This window comes from Sinosporangium siamense, from assembly GCF_016863435.1.
Taxonomy (GTDB): Bacteria; Actinomycetota; Actinomycetes; order Streptosporangiales; family Streptosporangiaceae; genus Sinosporangium; species Sinosporangium siamense.
Map to the genome: position 1 here is coordinate 76,662 of NZ_BOOW01000040.1, position 20,433 is coordinate 97,094.

The window sequence follows — 20,433 nt, forward strand, 5'->3', positions numbered from 1 at the left end:
GAAAGGTCCACCATGTCGAACGACAGCAAGCTCGTTGACTATTTGAAGTGGGTCACCGCCGACCTGCACCAGACGCGCCAGCGCCTGCTGGAGGTGGAATCGGAGAAACACGCGCCGATCGCCATCGTGGGCATGTCGTGCCGCCTGCCGGGCGGTGTGCGCTCCCCCGAGGATTTGTGGCGGATGCTGACGGAGGAGCGGGACGGCATCACCACCTTCCCCGCCGACCGGGGCTGGGACCTCGGCTCCCTCGCCCAGGGCTCCGTGACCACCCAGGGCGGCTTTGTGGACGCCGGCGACTTCGACGCCGGCTTCTTCGGCATCTCGCCGCGCGAGGCGCTGGCGATGGACCCGCAGCAGCGGCTCCTGCTGGAGACCTCGTGGGAGGCGTTCGAGCGGGCCGGGCTGGACCCGGCATCGCTGCGCGGCAGCCGCACCGGTGTCTTCGTCGGCATGGCGGGTGTCGACTACGCCGGCGTGGTGATGAACTCGCGGGAGGACACCGAGGGCCACGCGACCACCGGCCTCGCCGCGAGCGTCCTGTCGGGCCGGATCTCCTACGCCTTCGGCCTGGAGGGCCCCGCCGTCACCCTGGACACCGCCTGCTCGTCGTCCCTGGTCGCACTCCACATGGCCGCGCACGCCCTGCGCGCCGGCGAGTGCTCGCTGGCGCTGGCCGCCGGGGTCACCGTACTCTCCACCCCGATGAGCTTCGCCGGCTTCGGCCGCCAGGGCGGGCTCGCCGCCGACGGCAGGTGCAAGGCGTTCGCCGACGCGGCCGACGGCACCGGCTGGTCGGAGGGCGTCGGCGTGCTGGTGCTGGAACGGCTGTCGGACGCCCGCCGCCACGGCCACAAGGTGCTGGCGGTGGTGCGGGGTTCTGCGGTGAACCAGGACGGCGCCTCCAACGGCATCACGGCGCCCAACGGCCCCTCCCAGCAGCGCGTGATCACGCAGGCGCTCGCCTCGGCCGGTCTGTCGCCCGCCGACGTGGACGCGGTCGAGGGGCACGGCACCGGCACGCCGCTCGGCGACCCGATCGAGGCACAGGCGCTACTCGCGACGTACGGCGAAGCCCGCCCGGAGGGCCGGCCTCTCCTGCTCGGGTCGCTCAAGTCGAACATCGGCCACGCCCAGGCCGCGGCGGGTGTCGCCGGAGTGATCAAGACCGTGCTGGCGCTGCGGCACGGCCTGCTGCCGAAGACCCTGCACGTGGACGCCCCCTCCTCACACGTGGACTGGTCGGCCGGCGGGGTGGAGCTGCTGACCGAGGCGCGCCCGTGGCCGGAGGTGGACCGGCCGCGGCGGGCCGGGGTTTCGTCGTTCGGCATCAGCGGCACCAACGCCCACGTGATCGTCGAAGGTGTCCCGGCCGAGGAGGAATGCAGCGCGGAGGCGGCCCCTGGGGTCGTGCCCTGGGTGGTGTCGGCCAAGTCCGAGGCCGCGCTGCGGGACCGGATCGAGCAGGTCACCGGACAGGACGAGCTGTCGCGGCAGGACGTGGGCGTGACGCTGGCCGGGTGGTCGAGGCTTGAGCATCGTGCCCTCCTGCTGGCGGACGCGGGCTGTGTGACGGAGGTCGCCCGGGGCACGGCAGCCGAGCGGTCGTCTGCCGTGTTGTTCTCGGGGCAGGGGTCGCAGCGGCTTGGGATGGGGCGGGAGCTGCATGCCCGGTTCCCGGTGTTCGCGGATGCCTTCGACGCGGTGTGCGGGGAGCTGGACCTGCCCTTGCGCGAGGTCGTGTGGGGTGAGGACGCCGGTCTGCTGGACCAGACCGCTTATGCGCAGGCGGGGCTGTTCGCGGTCGAGGTGGCGCTGTTCCGGCTGGTGGAGTCGTGGGGTGTGCGGCCGGACTTCGTGGCCGGGCACTCGATCGGCGAGGTGGCCGCCGCCCATGTGGCCGGGGTGTTCTCTCTGGCCGACGCGTGTGCGCTGGTGGCGGCACGTGGGCGGCTGATGCAGGCGCTTCCGGCAGGTGGGGCGATGGTCGCGGTGCAGGCGACCGAGGCCGAGGTGCTGCCCCTTTTGAGCGGTGGGGTGTCGGTCGCGGCGGTCAACGGGCCTTCGTCCGTGGTGGTCTCCGGCGACGAGCACGCCGTCGAGCGGGTGCGCGCCCACTTCGAGGAACTGGGCCGGAAGACGACCCGGCTGCGCGTGTCACACGCCTTCCACTCGCCGCTGATGGAACCGATGCTGGAGGACTTCCGCCAGGTCGTCGCGGGGTTGTCGTTCGGCGAACCGGTCATCCCGCTGGTGTCGAACGTCACCGGCGGCCTGGCCGACGCCGACCTGGTGTGCACGCCGGATTACTGGGTGAGGCACGTGCGGGACACCGTACGCTTCGGAGACGGCGTGCGGGTGTTGTGCGACGCGGGTGTGTCGGCCTTCCTGGAGCTTGGCCCCGACGGTGTGCTGGCCGCGCTCGCCCGGCAGGCGGCGGACGAGGCCGAGCCGGTGGCCGCCGCCGTCCTGCGCCCCGGCAGGCCGGAGGCGGCCACGCTGCTCACGGGGCTCGGGCGGGTGCACGTGGCGGGAGTGCCGGTCGACTGGGCGAAGGTGTTCGACGGCACGGGCGCCCGGCGGGTGGACCTGCCGGCCTACCCCTTCCAGCACGAACACTATTGGCCCAGGGCGGCCACCCGCCTCGGCGACGTCGGCGGCGCCGGGCTGGCCCCCGCCGAGCATCCCCTCCTGGGGGCGGTGATCGCCCTCGCCGACTCCGAGGGCATGCTCCTCACCGGCCGCCTCTCCCCACGGGAGCGGCCCTGGTCGGCCGGCCACGGTGCGGGCGGCGCGGTGGTCTTTCCCGGCGAGGCCCTTCTGGAGCTGGTGACACGCGCCGCCGACCAGGTGGGATGCGGCCGTGTCGAGTCGCTCACCCTGGCCGCGCCGCTGGTGCTGCCGGACGACGGCGCGGTGGTGGTGCAATTGTCCGTCGGTGCCCAGGACGGAGGCGGCGTGCGGACCGTGCGCTGCTTCTCACGCCCCGACGACGGCCCGGAAAGCCCCTGGTCCGAGCACGCGACGGGCACCCTGATCGCCGGTGACCCGCCCGCCGTCCCCGAGAAGAGCCCCGAATGGCCGCCGCGCGGAGCCGTGGTGATGGACATCGGAGAGGACGAGACCGCCTTCGACGGCCTGCGGTCGGCGTGGCGGCGCGGTGACGAGGTCTTCGTCGAGGCGGCGCTGTCCGGCGAGGCGGCACGTTATGCGGAACACTTCGGACTGCACCCGGCCCTGCTGGGCGCGGTGCTCCAGCCATTGGGGGTGTACGGCGGAGCGGACGGTTCACCTGACGGCTTGGCACCGGTGTCGTGGGGCGGAGTGACGCTGCACGCGGTCGGCGCGACGGCGGTCCGCGCCCGCGCCGTCCGGACCGGTGAGAACACCCTGCCGGGGGACACTGTGCCGGGGGACACTGTGTTGCGGGACGCTGCGTCGCTCACCGTGTCGCTATCGGTGTTCGACTGCGAGGGCGGCCCGGTGCTGTCGGCGGAGTCCGTCGTACTCAGCCCGCGGCGCCCCGCCGATCTCCCCGACTCCCCGCCCCGGCGTGACGGCACATTGCTGCGCCTCGAATGGCTGCCCGCCACCGACGCCCCGGCCGCCGAGCCGGTGCGCGGCGTGGCACTGGGATCGGAAGACCTCGGCCTCGGAGCCTGCGCCGCCTCCCTCGCCGACCTCGGACCGGAGGTCCCACCGCTCGTCGCGGCCCCCGTGTACGGCATCGGCCCGCGAGGCCCCGTCGCCTCGGCTCACGAATTGTGCGGGCGGACGCTGACCCTCATCCAGGAGTGGCTGGCGGAGGAGAGGTACGCCGGGTCGCGCCTGGTGGTGGTGACCCGCGGTGCGATGTCCACGACAGCCGGAGAGGACGTGCCGGACCTGGCCGCGGCGGCGGTGTGGGGCCTGGTGGCGTCGGCCCAGTCGGAGAACCCCGGCCGGTTCGTGCTGGTGGACGCCGAACCCGGGGCGAGGATCCCGTGGGCCGAGGTGCTGACGGCGGGCGAACCCCAGGTGGCCGTGCGGGACGGCAGGGTGCTGGTGGCCAGGCTGGCGGGCTTGCCAAGCGACTCGGACACAGCCCGGAATGGGGATGGCGCGCGATCAAAGCATGATCGCCCGGCAGTCGAGCAAGGATCTCTGACGGTCGCCGGGGTCGGCACGGAGGTGGGGCCCGGGGCGTCCGGGCCGCCGACGGCGAACGACGAAAGGGCAGAGACAGGCGGAGCCGGCACGCTGTCGACGGCGGAGGCGCCGGGAGTGCTGGCGGCGAAGGGCGAATGTGCGGAGACGGGCGGGGTCGGCACGGTGTCGGCGGCCGGGGCGCCGGGAGTGCTCACACCGAAGGGCGAATGTGCGGAGACGGGCGGGGTCGGCACGGTGCCGACGGCGGAGGTGCCGGGAGTGCCTACGGCGACTTGGCCCGAGGACGGCACGGTGCTGGTGACCGGCGGCACGGGCGGGCTGGGGCGCGAGGTGGCCCGGCACCTGGTGGTGCGGCACGGTGTGCGGAGCCTGGTGCTGCTGAGCCGGCGGGGCCTGTCGGCTCCGGGCTCGGCGGAGGTGGTGGCGGAGTTGTCGGCCGCCGGTGCGCGGGTGGTGGTGGAGGCGTGTGACGCCGCGGACCGGGAGGCCCTGGCGGCGGTCCTGGGCCGGATTCCGGGTGAGTCTCCGCTGGTGGGTGTGGTGCATGCGGCGGGTGTTCTGGACGACGGGGTGGTGACCTCGTTGTCGGCCGAGCGGGTGTCCGGTGTGTTGCGGGCCAAGGTGGACGCGGCCTGGAACCTGCATGAACTCACCTCGCATCTGGATTTGTCGGCCTTCGTGCTGTTCTCGTCGGTGGCCGGTGTGATGGGCGGCGCCGGCCAGGCCGCCTACGCCGCCGGCAACGTCTTCCTCGACGCCCTCGCCCGCCACCGCGCCGCGCACGGCCTGGTGGCCCGGTCGGTAGCGTGGGGTGCGTGGGTGCCGACGGGCGGCATGACCGCGACGTTGTCCGAGGACGACCTGCGCCGCATCCGCACCTCGGGCATCACCCCGCTCACCGTGGAGCAGGGGCTGGCCCTGTTCGACGCCGCCCCGGACAGCGGCGAGCCGTTCGTGGTCGCCCTCGGTGCTCTCGACGGCACCGGCGCCCGGCACGAGGTGCCGCCGCTGTTCAGGAAACTGGTTCGGCCGGGCAGGCGCCGCGCCGCCGCGAGCTCCGGCTCCGCCGCGGCCTCCGCGCTCACCGCCCGGCTCGACGGGCTGCGCGAGTCCGAACGCACCCGCCTCCTGCTCGACATGGTCAGGAGCGAGGCCGCCGCCGTACTCGGACACGTGTCCTCGGCGGCGGTGGGGCAGGACCGCGAGTTCCACGACCTCGGCTTCGACTCTCTCACCGCGCTCGAACTGCGCAACCGGCTGACCGCCGCCACCGGCCTGCGCCTGCCCGCCACGCTGATCTTCGACCACCCCACGCCCGCCGTCCTCACCGCGCACCTGCTCGCGGAACTCCTGGGCGGACACAGCGACACCGACACCCCCGCCGCCGTCCCGGCGTCACCGGCCGACGACCCCGTGGTGATCGTCGGCATGGCCTGCCGTCTGCCAGGCCGGGTGAACTCGCCCGAAGACCTGTGGCGACTGGTCCTCGACGGCGGAGAGGGCATCACCGACTTCCCCACCGACCGCGGATGGGACCTCGACGCGCTCCTGTCCGGCCCCCGGGGAGCCCGGGGCCGCAGCGCCACCGCGAAAGGCGGCTTCCTTCACGGCGTCGCCGAGTTCGATGCCGCGTTCTTCGGCATCTCGCCCCGCGAGGCGCTCGCGATGGACCCCCAGCAGCGGCTGCTCCTGGAAACCAGCTGGGAGGCCGTCGAACGGGCCGCGATCGATCCGACGTCGCTGCGCGGCAGCCGTACCGGCGTGTTCGTGGGCACCGGCGGTCAGGACTACATCACCCTCGTCATGAACTCCAGCGACGACGTCGAGGGCCACGCGAGCACCGGCCTGGCCGCCAGCGTGGTCTCCGGGCGCGTCTCCTACACCCTCGGCCTGACCGGACCGGCCGTCACCATCGACACCGCCTGCTCGTCGTCCCTGGTGGCGATGCACCTGGCCGCCCAGTCGCTGCGGGCCGGGGAGTGTTCCCTCGCCTTGGCCGGCGGCGTCACCGTGATGTCGTCGTCGCTGGGTTTCCCCGGATTCACCCGCCAGGGCGGCCTGGCTCCCGACGGCAGGTGCAAGTCCTTCGCCGACGCAGCGGACGGCACCGGCTGGTCGGAGGGGGTGGGCGTGGTCGTGCTCGAACGGCTGTCGGACGCCCGTCGCCACGGCCACACGGTGCTGGCGGTCGTGCGCGGCTCTGCCGTCAACCAGGACGGCGCCTCCAACGGCCTCACCGCCCCCAGCGGGCCGGCCCAGCAGCGCGTCATCCGCCAGGCCCTGGCCAACGCCGGCCTGAGCCCGTCCGAGGTCGACGCGGTCGAGGCCCACGGCACCGGCACCACCCTCGGCGACCCCATCGAGGCCCAGGCACTCCTCGCGACGTACGGCAGAGGCCGGGCCGGCGGGCGTCCTCTCCTGCTGGGCTCGCTCAAGTCGAACATCGGTCACACTCAGGCGGCGGCGGGCGTCGCCGGAGTGATCAAGACCGTCATGGCGCTCGGGCACGGCCTGCTGCCGCGAACCCTGCACGTTGACGAGCCGTCCACCCACGTCGACTGGTCGGCGGGCGCCGTCGAACTCCTCACCGAGGCCACCGCGTGGCCCGAGGCCGACCGGCCGCGCCGCGCCGCCGTCTCCTCCTTCGGCATCAGCGGCACCAACGCCCACATGATCATCGAACAGGCTCCGCCGGAGGAGGCCGTGGCGGAGGAGCCGGTGATCTCTCCGACGGTGGTCCCGTGGGTCGTGTCGGGCAAATCGGAGGCCGCCCTGCGCGACCAGATGACGCGGCTCCGCACCCTGACGGCCCTGGGCGATCAGGTGGCCCAGGGCCGCATGCTGGCCGGTGACACCCCTTCGGAGGGCGGTGTGGTGTCGGTCCCGGGCTCCGACGGGTCGGCGGAGGTGGCTCCGGGCGGTGAGCGGGACTGCGGCATGGCCTGGGACACCCGCTCGGATGCCGGGGACCACCCCGAGGCGGAGCCGGGTGCTCGGGACGGAGTGGTTAAGCGGTCGGCGATGCGTGGCAGAGAGGGGAGGATCGGGGCCTCGCCGTTGGACGTGGGACGGTCGCTGGCGGGGCGGTCGGTGTTCGCGCATCGGGTGGTGTTGCTGGCCGGGGCGGATGGCGCCGTGGAGGTGGCCAGGGGCGAGGCGGGCGAGCGGTCGGTCGCGCTGCTGTTCTCCGGGCAGGGCGGGCAGCGGCTCGGGATGGGGCGGGAGCTGCACGCGCGCTTCCCGGTGTTCGCCGCCGCCTTCGACGCCACCTGCGAACGGCTCGACCGCCACCTCGCCCCGCCCCTCCGCAGCGTGATGTGGGGAGACGACGAGCAGGCTCTCCACGAGATGGACTACTCGTGCGTGGCGCTGTTCGCGTTGCAGGTGGCGCTGTATCGGCTCGTGGAGTCGTGGGGCGTGCGGCCCGATGTCGTGGCCGGGCATTCGGCGGGCGAGGTGGCGGCGGCGCATGTGGCGGGGGTGTTCTCCCTGGATGACGCCTGCACGCTGGCCGCCGCCAGAGGCCGCCTGATGACGGCTCTGCCCGACACCGGGACCATGCTGGCGGTCCAGGCCACCGAAGCCGAGATGCGCGCCCACCTCGACCACGTCGACCCGGATGGCGTCGCGGTGGCGATCGGGGTCGTCAACGGGCCGTCGTCGCTCGTGGTGTCGGGCGAGGCGGAGGCCGTGGAGAGGGTCGGTGCCCACTTCTCGGCGCAGGGCCGCAAGACGACGCGGCTGCGCCCGACCCGCGCCTCCCACTCGCCGCTGATGGACCCGATGCTTGACGAGCTCCGCGAGATCGCCGCCGGTCTGTCGTACGGCGAACCCACCCTCACCCTGGTCTCCAATGTGACGGGGGAGGTGGCTCCGGCCGACCTCGTGTGCACGCCCGACTATTGGGCGAAGCATGTGCGGGCCACCGTACGCTTCGCCGACGGTCTGCGGGCGGCGAGCGAGGCGGGGGCGAACGCGTTCCTGGAGCTCGGCCCCGACGGGGTGCTCGCGGCGCTCGCCCAGCACGCGCTGGGGGAGGGACACGTCGCGGCGTCCGTGCTGCGCAGGGACCGCTCCGAGGAGACGTCCCTGCTCACCGGGCTCGCGCAGGTGCATGTGGCGGGAGTGCCGGTCGACTGGGAGAAGGTGTTCGACGGCACCGGTGCCGGGCGGATCGACCTGCCGACCTATCCTTTCCAGCGCGAACGCTACTGGCCGCAGCCCGGCACTTCCGCGGCCGGTCCGCCGGACGCGACCGACAGCCGCTTCTGGGCCGCCGTCGAGGAGGGCGACCTCGGATTCCTCGCCCGGGATCTGCGGGTGGACGCCGAAGCCCTCGGCGCGGTGCTGCCCGCCCTGTCGTCGTGGCGGCGGCAGCTCGCCGACCAGTCGATGCTCGACGCTCTGCGGTACCACGAGTCGTGGAAACCGCTGTCGTCCGTCACTCCCGCTAGGCCGGACGGACCCTGGCTGGTGGTGCTTCCCGAGCGCGGCGCCGACGAGGAGTGGACGGCGGCGGTCCTGCGGGCCCTCCGCCCCGGCGCCGTGTGTGTGAACGTCACCTCTATCGAGCGCGGCCACCTGGCCGAGGCGCTGCGCGAGCCCGCTGCGGCCGGGGTGAGGTTCGCAGGTGTGTTGTCCCTTCTGGCGCTGAGCGAGAGCGCCCACCCCGGCTCCACCCGCGACGCCGGTCGTGAGGTGGCCGTAGACGCCGCTGAGGCCGACGCGAGGCGTGCCGCTGACACACCCGGCATGCCCCACGCCCCCTCACCCGGCACCCCCGATCCGGCGGGTGTCCAGGTGGCCGCGGCCACTGCCGTACTGCTCCAAGCCCTGCGTGACGCGAGGATCGGGGCGCCGGTGTGGTGCGTGACGCGGGAGGCCGTGGCCGTCGCCCCGACCGAGCCGGGGCCGGAGCCGTCGCAGGCCGGGGTGTGGGGGGTCGGCCGGGTGGCCGCGCTGGAGCGTCCCGAGCAGTGGGGCGGGCTCGTCGACCTGCCGGCGGAACTGGACGAGGAGGTGCTGCGGCGCTTCGCCGGAGCGCTGGGGACCCCCTCCGGGGAGGACCAGCTCGCGGTGCGCTCCTCGGCGGTCTACGGGCGACGGCTCGTGCAGGCCCCCGCGGGCGCGACCGACGCCGGGTGGCGGCCCCGGGGCACCGTACTGATCACGGGCGGCACCGGCGGCCGGGCCGCTCACCTGGCCCGCTGGCTGGCCGGAGCGGGGGCCGAGCACCTGCTGCTGGTGAGCCGCCGCGGCCCGCGGGCTCCCGGGGCGGACGAGCTCGCTGCCGAGCTGCGCCGCATGGGGGCGCGGGTCAGCGTCGTGGCCTGCGACGCCGCCGATCGTGAGGGGCTCGCCGCCGTGCTGGCCGGGGTGCCCGAGCACCTGCCGCTGACCGCTGTCGTGCACGCCGCCGACCAGGTCGACGACGGCTTGCTGGACGACCTCAACCCAGGCCGCTTCGCCGCCGTCTACCGTGCGAAGGTCCTGCCCGCGCTGCACCTCGACGATCTCACCCGCGGCCTCGACCTGTCGGCCTTCGTGCTCTTCTCGTCGGTGGCGGGTGCCGTGGGCGGCGCCGGCCGGGCCAACACCGGCGCGGCCTGCGCCGTACTCGACGCGCTGGCCCGCCGCCGCCGCGCCCGCGGCGAGGTGGCGACCTCCGTGGCGTGGGGCCTGTGGGTGGGTGACGAGGGGCTTCCCGACCAGCCGGGCTTCGACCTGCCGCGCCGCATCGTGATGCCCGCGATCCATCCCGATCTCGCGGTGGCGGCGGTACGGCAGGCCGTGACGGCCCCGGCCGGCACCCTTGTGCTGCTCGACGTGGCGCAGCCGCAGCTCCTCGACACCCTGGTCGGCCTGCGCGGCAACCCGCTGCTGAAGGAGATCCCCGCCGCCCGGCAGGTGATCGCGCAGGCGGAGGCGGCGCGCGAGGAGTTCGTGTCGGCGGCGTCGGGCCTCGGCGGCCACCTGCGGGCGCTGCCGGAGGCGGAACGCCTCGCATATGTGTGCGAGCTGGTGTGCACCCACGTGGCCGCCGTGCTGGGCTACGCGGACAGGGCGGCGATCCCGCCGGAGAAGAAGTTCCGCGACCTCGGCTTCGACTCCCTCACCGCCATCGAGCTGCCCAACCGGCTGAACCTCGCGACCGGCCTGCGGCTCTCCGCCACCACCGTCTTCGACTATCCGACCGCGGCCGTCCTCGCCGAGCACATCGTCGCCCAGCTCCTGGACGACCTGCCTCGCGGTGAAGTTCCAGCCCCCGGGAACGGCGCCGCCGACGACCCGATCGTCATCGTCGGCATGGCCTGCCGCCTCCCCGGTGGCGTACGGTCGCCCGAGGATCTGTGGCGGCTCGTGGCGAACGGCGGCGACGGCATCTCGCCGTTCCCCGCCGACCGTGGGTGGGACATGAAGACCCTCCTCACCGGCGACCGCTACGGGCGCGGCAGGAGCGCCACCTTCGAAGGCGGTTTCATCTCCGACATCGCCGGTTTCGACGCGGGCTTCTTCGGCATCTCGCCGCGTGAGGCGCTCGCGATGGACCCGCAGCAGCGGCTCCTGCTGGAGACCTCGTGGGAGGCGTTCGAACGCGTCGGCATCGACCCCGAGGCGCTTCACGGCACGCGGACCGGTGTCTTCGTCGGCACGAGCGCCCTCGACTACTCCTCCGTCGTGGCCGAGTCGCGCGAGGACGTCGGCGGCCACGTGGGCACGGGCCTCGCCACCAGCGTGATTTCCGGCCGCATCTCCTACACCTTCGGCCTCACCGGCCCCGCCGTCACGCTCGACACCGCCTGCTCGTCGTCCCTGGTCGCCCTGCACCTGGCCGTGCAGGCCCTGCGCAACGGCGAATGCTCCCTGGCCCTCGCCGGCGGCGTGACCCTGATGGCGACCCCGGCGGGCTTCGCCGACTTCACCGTCCAGGGCGGGCTCGCCCCGGACGGCCGCTGCAAGGCCTATTCCGACGCCGCCGACGGCACAAGCTGGTCCGAAGGCGTCGTCGCCCTCGTGCTGTCGCGTTTGTCGGACGCCCGCCGCGACGGTCACCCGGTGCTGGCGGTGGTGCGGGGCTCGGCGGTGAACCAGGACGGCGCCTCCAACGGCATCACGGCCCCCAACGGGCCCTCCCAGCAGCGCGTGATCACGCAGGCGCTCGCCTCGGCGGGGTTGTCGCCCGCCGACGTGGACGTGGTCGAGGGGCACGGCACGGGCACGCCGCTCGGCGACCCGATCGAGGCCCAGGCCCTCCTCGCGACGTACGGCAGAGGCCGGGTGGACGGACATCCTCTCCTGCTGGGCTCGCTCAAGTCGAACATCGGCCACACCCAGGCGGCGGCCGGCATCGCGGGCGTCATGAAGATGGTTCTCGCCATGCGGCACGGCCTGCTGCCGAAGACGCTGCATCTCGACGAGCCCTCCTCCCACGTCGACTGGTCGGCGGGGGAGGTGGACCTTCTCACCGAGGCCCGCCCGTGGCCGGAGGTGGACCGGCCGTGGCGGGCCGGGGTGTCGTCGTTCGGCATCAGCGGCACCAACGCCCACGTGATCATCGAAGCGGCCGGCCAGGAGGTGGAGGAGGGCACCGCGGAGGTGCCCGGCGTCGTGCCCTGGGTGGTGTCGGCCAAGTCCGACGCGGCACTGCGCTCACAGGTCGAACGGCTCAGCCTCCTCAACGGGGCACCCGCGCACGACGTGGGCCTGGCTTTGACGGGCAGGTCGGCGTTCGAGCATCGGGCCTTGCTGCTGGCCGGACCGGACGGGATCGCCGAGGTCGCCCGGGGGGAGGCGGGTGAGCGATCGCTCGCGGTGCTGTTTTCGGGTCAGGGGTCGCAGCGGCTCGGGATGGGGCGGGAGCTGCATGCCCGGTTCCCGGTTTTCGCGGATGCCTTCGACGCGGTGTGCGGGGAGCTGGACCTGCCCTTGCACGAGGTCGTGTGGGGTGAGGACGCCGATCTGCTCGATCAGACCGTTTATGCGCAGGCCGGGCTCTTCGCCGTCGAGGTGGCGCTGTTCCGCCTGATCGAGTCGTGGGGCGTGCGGCCGGACTTCGTGGCAGGCCACTCGATCGGCGAGGTGGCCGCCGCCCATGTGGCCGGGGTGTTCACCCTCGCGGACGCCTGTGCGCTGGTGGCGGCGCGCGGGCGGCTGATGCAGGCGCTTCCGGCGGGCGGGGCGATGGTCGCGGTGCAGGCCAGCGAGGCCGAGGTGCTGCCCCATTTGAGCGGGGAGGTCTCGATCGCCGCGGTCAACGGGCCGTCGTCGACGGTTGTCTCCGGCGACGAGCACGCCGTCGAGCGGGTGCGGGCGCACTTCGAGGAGCGTGGCGTGAAGACCACCCGGCTGCGGGTGTCTCACGCCTTCCACTCGCCACTGATGGAGCCGATGCTGGAAAAGTTCCGCCGGGTCGTCGCCGGCCTGACCTTCTCCGCCCCCGCCCTTCCCCTCGTGTCGAACGTGACCGGCGCGGTCGCCGAGCCCGGCCTCGTCCGCACCCCCGGCTACTGGGTGCGCCACGTCCGGGACACCGTACGCTTCGCCGACGGCCTGCGCGCCCTGAGCGACGCCGGGGCGAACGCCTACCTGGAGGTGGGCCCCGACGGTGTGCTGGCCGCGCTCGCCCAGCACAACCTGGAGGGCGGCGACCACGTGGCCGCGCCGCTGCTGCGCAAGGCCCGGCCCGAGGAGGCCGCTCTGCTCACCGGCCTCGCGCACATGCACGTCGCCGGGGTGCCGGTCGACTGGGCGAAGGTCTTCGACGGCACCGGAGCCCGCCGCGCCGACGTCCCCACCTACCCTTTCCAGCACGAACGCTACTGGCCCCGCCCGGCCGCCCTGACCGGCGACGTGAGCTCCGCCGGGCTCGTCTCCGCCGACCATCCGCTGCTCGGCGCGGCGGTGCCGCTCGCCGGGTCGGACGCCGTGCTTTTCACCAGCTGCGTCTCGCTGCGGGTGCACTCGTGGCTGCTCGACCACCGCGTGGACGGGCAGGTCTCACTCCCACCCGCCGGGCTGCTCGAACTCGCCGTCCGAGCCGGTGACCAGGTCGGATGCGGCAGGGTCGCGGAGCTGACGCAGGAAGGCGCGCTCGTGTTCGGCGAGGACGACGACCCCGTCGTCCAGGTCTGGGTCGGTCCTGGCGACGAGGCGGGGCACCGTACGGTGCGGTGTTACGCGCGGCCCGCCGGCTCCGCGCCCGACGACCCGTGGACGTGCCTGGCGACGGGCACCCTCGCCCCCCAGGACGGCGAGGCGGGCGCACCGCAATGGGAGAGCCCCACCTGGCCGCCGCCCGGCGGGCTTGACGTCGATCTCACGGGCTTCCACGAGGCGATCGGCCACGGGCCCGCCTTCCACGGGCTGCGGTCGGCCTGGAGTCGACGTGACGAGCTCTTCGCCGAAGTGGAGCTGCTCGCCGGGGTCGCCGAGGACGCGAGATACTTCGGCCTGCACCCCGCCCTGCTGGAGGCCGCGCTGCACGCGAGCGCCCTCGCCGGGATCGGAGACGAGGACACGATGGCTGTGCCGTACTCGTGGCGCGGAGTGACGCTCCACGCGGGTGGAGCAGCGGCGTTGCGCGTGCGGATCACGCGCACCGGCGACGACACGGTGGCCCTGTCGGCCGTCGACGTCGAGGGTGCGCCCGTACTGACGGCCGACGAGGTCACGCTGCGTGTCCCCGACCGCGAGGCGGTGAGGGAGACCCGGCGTGACCCGCTGTTCCACGTGGAGTGGACGGCGCCGCCGGAGACTCGTGCCGACCGGCCGCTCACGGCGGTCGCGCTCGGCGCGGACGAGTTCGGCCTGGGCGGGTCCGTCTGGTCGCTCGCCGAGCTGGCGGCAGGGCCGGGCGACGTGCCCGACCTGGTGGTGCTCAGTCTGTTCCCGGCGGACGGGCCGGAGGAGGGCGCGGATGTGCCGAGGGCGGTGCACGAGACGGCGGCCAGGGTGCTCGACCTCGTGCAGGAGTGGCTCGCGGGCGATCGTTTCGCGGCCTCCCGCCTGGTGCTCGTGACCAGGGGCGCCGTCCGGGCCGAGGACGGCGACGCCGTCCACGACCTCGCCGGGGGCGCGGCCTGGGGGCTTTTGCGGTCTGCGCATTCGGAGCACCCCGACCGGTTCGCCCTGCTGGACGTGCGGGGCAAGGAGGACGTCGCGGCGGTGCTGCCGGAGCTTCCCGGTCTGCTGGCGACCGGGGAGGCCCAGTTCGTCGTACGGCACGGCACGCCGAGAGTCGGCCGCCTGGCCGTGCTGCCGCAGCTCCCCGAGGACGCCGTCGACGGCTCCCGCGAGTGGGACCCAGAGGGGACGGTGCTCATCACCGGTGGCACGGGGGCGCTGGGACGGCACCTGGCGCGGCGGCTCGCCGTACGGGGCTTCCGGCACCTGCTGCTCACCAGCCGCCGGGGACCGGACGCGCCGGGCGCCGCCGAACTGGTCGCCGAGCTGGGCGGCCTCGGTGCACGTGCCACTGTCGCGGCCTGCGACGTCGCCGACCGCGACGCCCTCTCCGCCCTGCTGGCGGCGGTCCCCGCCGGGCACCCGCTGACCGCCGTGGTGCACACCGCCGGTGTGCTCGACGACGGCGTCGTGACCGCCCTCACCCCGGAGCGGCTGTCGGCGGTGTTCCGGCCGAAGGTCGACGCGGCCTGGCACCTGCACGACCTCACCCGCGATCAAAATCTGGCGGCCTTCATCACCTATTCGTCCGTCGCCGGTGTGATGGGCAGCCCGGGTCAGGGCAACTACGCCGCCGCCAACTCCTTCCTGGACGCGGTGATCGAGCACCGCCGCGCGCTGGGACTGGCCGGCATGTCGCTCGCCTGGGGCCCGTGGGCCGACGACGGCATGGCGGGCGGGCTGAGCGCCACCGACATGCGCCGCATGCAGTCGGGCGGCATGCCGCCGCTCTCCGTCGACCAGGGGCTTCGCCTCTTCGAGGCCGCGGTGCGCACCGGCATGCCGCTCGTCGTCCCGCTCGGGCTGGCCGGCGGAACCATGCGGCCCCCGCCGGGGGAGATCCCGCCGCTGTTCCGCGGGCTGATCAAGTCGGCGCGGCGCACCGCGGCCAACGCCGCCGCGGACGCCGACACCTTCACCCGGCGGCTGCTCGACATGAACGAGCGTGACCGGGGCTCTTATGTCGTCGAGGTGGTGTGCGCGGAGGCCGCCCTGGTCCTCGGTCACCCCTCGCCCTCGTCGATCGAACCGGGACGCGACTTCTACGAGCTGGGCTTCGACTCGCTCACCTCCGTGGAGCTGCGCAACCGGTTGTCGGCCGCCACCGGCCTGCGGCTGCCCGCCACCGTCGTCTTCGACAGCGGCACCCCCGCCGAGCTGGCCCGCTGGCTCCGCTCCGAGCTCGCCACCCAGCCCGGCGACGCGGCGGGCGGCGGACAGGTCGCGGTGCTGTCGGGCGAGCCGGAGATCGACTCGCTGGAGCGGATGTTCCTCGACGCGCTCGCCGACGGGAAGATCGCGGAATGCCAGCGGGTGATCAGCACCGTCGCGGCGCTGCGCCCCACCTTCGAGGCGGCGGCCGAACTCGAGGACCTGCCGTGGGCGACCACCCTCGCCGAGGGGCCGAGCCGGCCGAAGCTCATCTGCGTCAGCGCGCCGACCGCGAACGCCGGCATCCACCAGTACGCGCGGCTCGCCGCCCACTTCCGCGGCAGCCGTGAGGTGTGCGCGCTGCCGCTCGTCGGCTTCTCGGCGGGGGAGCGGCTGCCCGCCACCTCCGAGGTCGCCGTCCGCGTGATCGCCGAGAGCGCCCTGCGCGCGAGCGACGGCCACCCGTTCGTCCTGGTCGGCCACTCCTCCGGCGGCTCCTTCGCCTACGCCGCGGCCGGGATGCTTGAGCACACGTGGGGGATCAGGCCCGCGGGAGTGATCATGCTGGACACCCTGAGCTTCCAGCACAAGGCCGAGGAGGGCGTCGACTACTCCGGCATGATGCGGATGAACTTCGCCCAGCCCGACGTCTCACCCGTGCGCCTGACCAACTCGCGGCTGTCGGCCATGGGCCGGTGGATGGTACTGCTGAGCCGGCTGGAGGTCCAGCACACCACGGCCCCTGTCCTGCTGGTCCGGTGCGGCAAACCGTTCCTCGGCGTCGACTCCGAACTCCTGGAGCAGGGACAGCGCGACCCCCGCGAGTCCAAGCCCCTCGTGGCGGGCGCCGAGGTGCGTTTCGTGGAGGCCGACCACCTGTCGCTGGTCAGGGAGGACTCCGAACTGACCGCCGCGCTCATGGAGGACTGGCTGCGTGCCTCGGGCTGACGCTGCGGGCCTCGGGCTGACGCTGCGGGCCTCGGCTGACGCCGCGGGCCTCCGGTTGACGCGGTCCGTGTGATCGGCGGCCGGGCGGGTGTCAACTTCAGTCGGCGAAGCAGGCGACTTTCGGGGACTGACCGCCCGGCCGCCCGTCTCTAGCGTTGCCGTGTGATCGAAGTGGAGAACCTCAGCAAGAGATACGGCGACAAGGTCGCGGTCGACGGGCTGTCCTTCGCCGTGAAGCCGGGCCAGGTGACCGGGTTCCTCGGCCCGAACGGGGCAGGGAAGTCGACCACGATGCGGATGATCATGGGGCTCGACCGCCCGGGCGGCGGCCGGGCCACGATCGGCGGGCGGAGCTACCGCGACCTGCGTGAGCCGCTGCGCCGCGTCGGCGCGCTGCTGGACGCCGCCGGGCTGCACAAGCGGCGCAGCGCCTACAACCACCTGCTCTGGCTCGCGCAGACCAACCGCATCCCCAAGACGCGGGTACGGGAGGTCCTGCGTCTCGTCGGCCTGGAGGACGCGGCCAGGCAGCGGGCCGGCGGGTTCTCGCTCGGGATGGCGGGCCGGCTCGGCATCGCGGCGGCCCTCCTCGGCGACCCGCCGGTGCTGCTGCTCGACGAGCCGGTCAACGGGCTCGACCCGGAGGGCGTGTTGTGGATCCGGACCCTGCTCAACGACCTGGCGGCCGAGGGCAGGACGGTGCTCGTCTCCAGCCACCTGATGAGCGAGACCGCCCTGACGGCGCAGCACCTCATCGTGATCGGCCGCGGCAGGCTGATCGCCGACACCTCCGTGCGGGAGTTCGTCCGGTCCGCCGCCCCCTCACACGTGCGGGTGCGCACCCCGGAGCCCGAACGGCTGCGCGACGTGCTCGCCGCCGCCGGGTTCCCCGTGAAGCAGGCGTCAGACGGCGCGCTTGAGGTCTACGAGGCCGAGGCCGACAAGGTGGGGGAACTGGCCGCCGCACACGGGGTGCCGGTCTACGAGTCGGCCGTGCGGACGGCCTCTTTGGAGGAGGCGTTCATGCGGCTCACAGGGGAAGACGTCGAGTATCGAGGGGGCGGGCGATGAGTGTGGCCACCGTACGGGGTGTCGTCGTCTCGGAGTGGACCAAGGTGTGGTCGGTGCCGTCGACCCTCTGGACATTGCTGCTGACCGTCGCCGTCAGTGTGGGATTCGGCAGGTTCGTCGCGGGCGCCCTGAGCGGACCGGATGTGCAGGGGCCGGCCGATCCGCTCTTCGCCGCCTTCTACAGTCTCACCTTCGGGCAGCTCGCGATCGTGGTGTTCGGAGCGCTGGTCGTCGGCGGGGAGTACAGCGCGGGCACGATCCGGGCGTCGCTGTCGGCGGTGCCGCGCCGCGGGCTGTTCTACACCGGCAAGCTGCTGGCGGCCACGGGGATCGCCGTTGTGGTCTCGGTGGTGACCGTGTTCGTGACGTTCTTCGTCACGCAGAGCGCTCTTGGCGTGAACGGGGTCACCTTGAGCGACGAGGGGGTGCCGGCCGCCGTCGCGGGGGCGTGTCTGTATCTCACCTTGATCACCCTGTTCGCGACGGGGGTCGCGGCGATGCTCCGCAACCCCACTCTTACACTGGGGATCCTGCTGCCGATCTTCTTCCTCGGCGCCCAGGGGGTTGGGAACGTTCCTGGATTGAAGTCCTTCGCTCAGTATCTTCCGGACCAGGCGGGCTCGCTCATCATGCATCTGGCCGGGCCGCAGGACGACCCCCGCTGGGCCCGCGACTACGGCCCGTGGACGGGCGTCGGCATCCTCGCCCTCTGGGCGATCGCCGCCCTCGTCGGCGGCTATCTGGTGATGCGCCGCCGCGACGCCTGATCGGGCCGGTCCAGTGGTCTGGCCGGTCCGGTGCGGTGGGCAGGTGCACCCCGCCACGGGGGTGCCGGGCCGCGGTCCGGCGGTCAGCCGAGGCGGGCGTCGCGGACGAGCAGGGCGGCCTGGACGCGGTTCGCGCAGCCGAGCTTGGTGAGGATCCGGCTCACGTAGGTCTTGACGCTGGTCTCGCTCATGTGGAGCCTGCGGCCGATCTCCGCGTTGGCCAGGCCCTCGGCCACCAGCCCGAGCACGTCCGACTCACGGGGCGTGAGCCTGGCCAGGCGCTGCTCGGCCTCCTGCCTGCGTTTGGCGGCCGGGGGGCTGACCATGCCCAGCACGACCCGGGTCACCGCCGGGGACAGGAAGGCCTCACCGGCGTGCGCCGCCCGGACCGCCCGGATCAGCTCGTCCGGCGTGCAGTTCTTGAGCACGAAGCCGGCGACACCGCCCTCCAGCGCCCGTGCCACGTTGGCCTCCTGCCCGAAGGCGGTCAACATCACGACACGGGTGCCCGGGGCGTGCCGCCGAAGCTCGTCGAGGGCGCTCAAGCCGTCCATCACCGGCATGCCGATGTCGAGCAGCGCCACATCGACACGGCGGGCCAGCGCCAAGTCGACGGCGGCCCTGCCGTTGTCGGCCTCGGCGACCACCTCGATGCCGGGGGCCGACTCCAGCACCGTCCTGATGCCGGTGGTGATGAGCGGTTCGTCGTCGGCCAGCAGCACACGGATCATCCGCGTCAGCCTCCAGAGAAGTCGGCGGGACCGGTCGCCAGCACCAGAATTATCGCGGCCAGCCCGATCAGCCCGGTCCACAACCGCCTGCGCCCGGCGGGCATCTCGGGCCCCGGCTCCTCGTCCCCGTCCTCCGAGATCGGCAGCATGGCCACCACCCGGAACTCCCCTCCCGAGGACGCCACGTGCAAGGCCCCGCCCGCGAGCAGCACCCGCTCGTCCAACCCCGTCAGGCCATATCCGGTACGGCTAGCGCACACGCCGGCGTCGGACGACCCGGCTTCGCATTCGCCGGCGTCGGACGGCACCGCTTCGCGTCCGCCGGTGTCGTCTCCGTGAGCGAGGGGTCGCCTGGGCGAGCCGGTCGCCTCCCGTACACGGGCTCGGGTGTGGGCACGGTCGGGGGCGTCGGATGACCCGGCTTCGCCGTACACGCCGGGGATGGGAGGCAGCGGGTTGCCGACCGTCACCAGGAGGGTGTCGCCCTCGGCTCGCAACGACACCGTGACCGTGAGTCCGGGGGCGTGTTTGGCGGCGTTGGTCAGGCCCTCCTCGACCACCCGGTAGGCCGCGTCGGCCGCGGCGGGGGTGAGGGGCCGGGGTGTGTCCTCGTGCAGCACCGTCACCGGGGTCCCGGCGGCGCGGAACCTCGCCACCAGCGCGTCGACGTCGCCGAGTGAGCGTGCCTCCGGGTCGCTCCGGCCGCGCAGGCCGCCGACGAGGTCGTGGAGTTCGTCCGCCGCCTGGCGGGCGGTGGCGGCGAGGTCGCCGATGGCCTTGCGGTGCCGCGGCGGGAGGCCCGTCACCTCCAGCGCCGCCGCCTGGATCGAGATCAGGCTCAGCTGGTGCCCCAGCGAGTCGTGCACGTCCCTGGCGATGCGCAGCCGCTCCTGGAGCCGCTCCCGGTCGACGAGCAGGCCACGCTCCCGCCGGAGCTGCCGCCGCTGCGCGTCGCGCGCCGCCTTCAGCCCCATGTGTTCGGCGACGTAGCGCCCCAGCAGCACGGGCAGCCCCGCGAAGATCACGTATTCGAAGACCACGATGCCCGGCAGGGGCGAGAGGAAGAGCACCTCCACCCCCAGACAGGCGAGCGTGGCGGCGACGGCGACGGCGGCGCCCGGCCGTGTGACGACCTGCCGTCCGACCTGGTAGCCGGTCCACATCAGCAGGGCCTGCCCGCCGCCGGGCAGGCCAAGGGGCAGCGCCACCGTGAAGGCCGCCAGAGGCAGCCGCGGCGCCAAAGCCGCCGCCACCACGATGACCACGAGCCGGCCCGCCGTCAGCCAGGTGAAGTGATCGCCTTCGCGCAGCAGCGGCACGACCACGTCGATGTAGGCGACGGCGAGAGCCACGGCGACGGACTTCGCGTCCGGCGGCCTGGCCAGGGCAGATCTCACCTTTCGCACACCTGGTCCCGCGAGCCGACGCTTCTC

Annotated in this window: 5 protein-coding genes; 3 read left to right on the forward strand and 2 right to left on the reverse strand. The window is 73.6% G+C overall.

The window, feature by feature from the left end:
* Positions 1-12: 12 nt before the first annotated feature.
* The 3 genes from Ssi02_RS38970 to Ssi02_RS30190 all read left to right on the forward strand — a co-directional run bounded on the left by Ssi02_RS38970 (position 13) and on the right by Ssi02_RS30190 (position 18,269).
* A complete protein-coding gene (locus Ssi02_RS38970; protein ID WP_239130055.1) occupies positions 13-16,431 on the forward strand; it encodes a type I polyketide synthase in 16,419 nt (5,472 codons plus the stop codon).
* Between the two features lie 162 nt (positions 16,432-16,593).
* Entirely contained in the window at positions 16,594-17,502 is a 909-nt protein-coding gene (locus Ssi02_RS30185) for an ABC transporter ATP-binding protein (protein WP_204030980.1), read from the forward strand.
* Positions 17,499-18,269, forward strand: a complete 771-nt coding sequence (locus Ssi02_RS30190) for an ABC transporter permease (RefSeq protein ID WP_239130058.1) — start codon at positions 17,499-17,501, stop codon at positions 18,267-18,269. The genes Ssi02_RS30185 and Ssi02_RS30190 overlap by 4 nt, the downstream gene beginning before the upstream one ends.
* A gap of 83 nt (positions 18,270-18,352) precedes the next feature.
* Here Ssi02_RS30190 and Ssi02_RS30195 read toward each other — a convergent pair whose 3' ends face one another.
* Both Ssi02_RS30195 and Ssi02_RS30200 read right to left on the reverse strand, forming a co-directional pair.
* On the reverse strand, positions 18,353-19,000 hold the full coding sequence (locus tag Ssi02_RS30195; protein WP_204030981.1) for a response regulator: 648 nt from the start codon (positions 18,998-19,000) through the stop codon (positions 18,353-18,355).
* Positions 19,001-19,005: 5 nt separating this feature from the next.
* Positions 19,006-20,397, reverse strand: coding sequence for a sensor histidine kinase (locus Ssi02_RS30200; protein ID WP_204030982.1), 1,392 nt, complete (start codon positions 20,395-20,397; stop codon positions 19,006-19,008).
* Between the last annotated feature and the right edge of the window lie 36 nt (positions 20,398-20,433).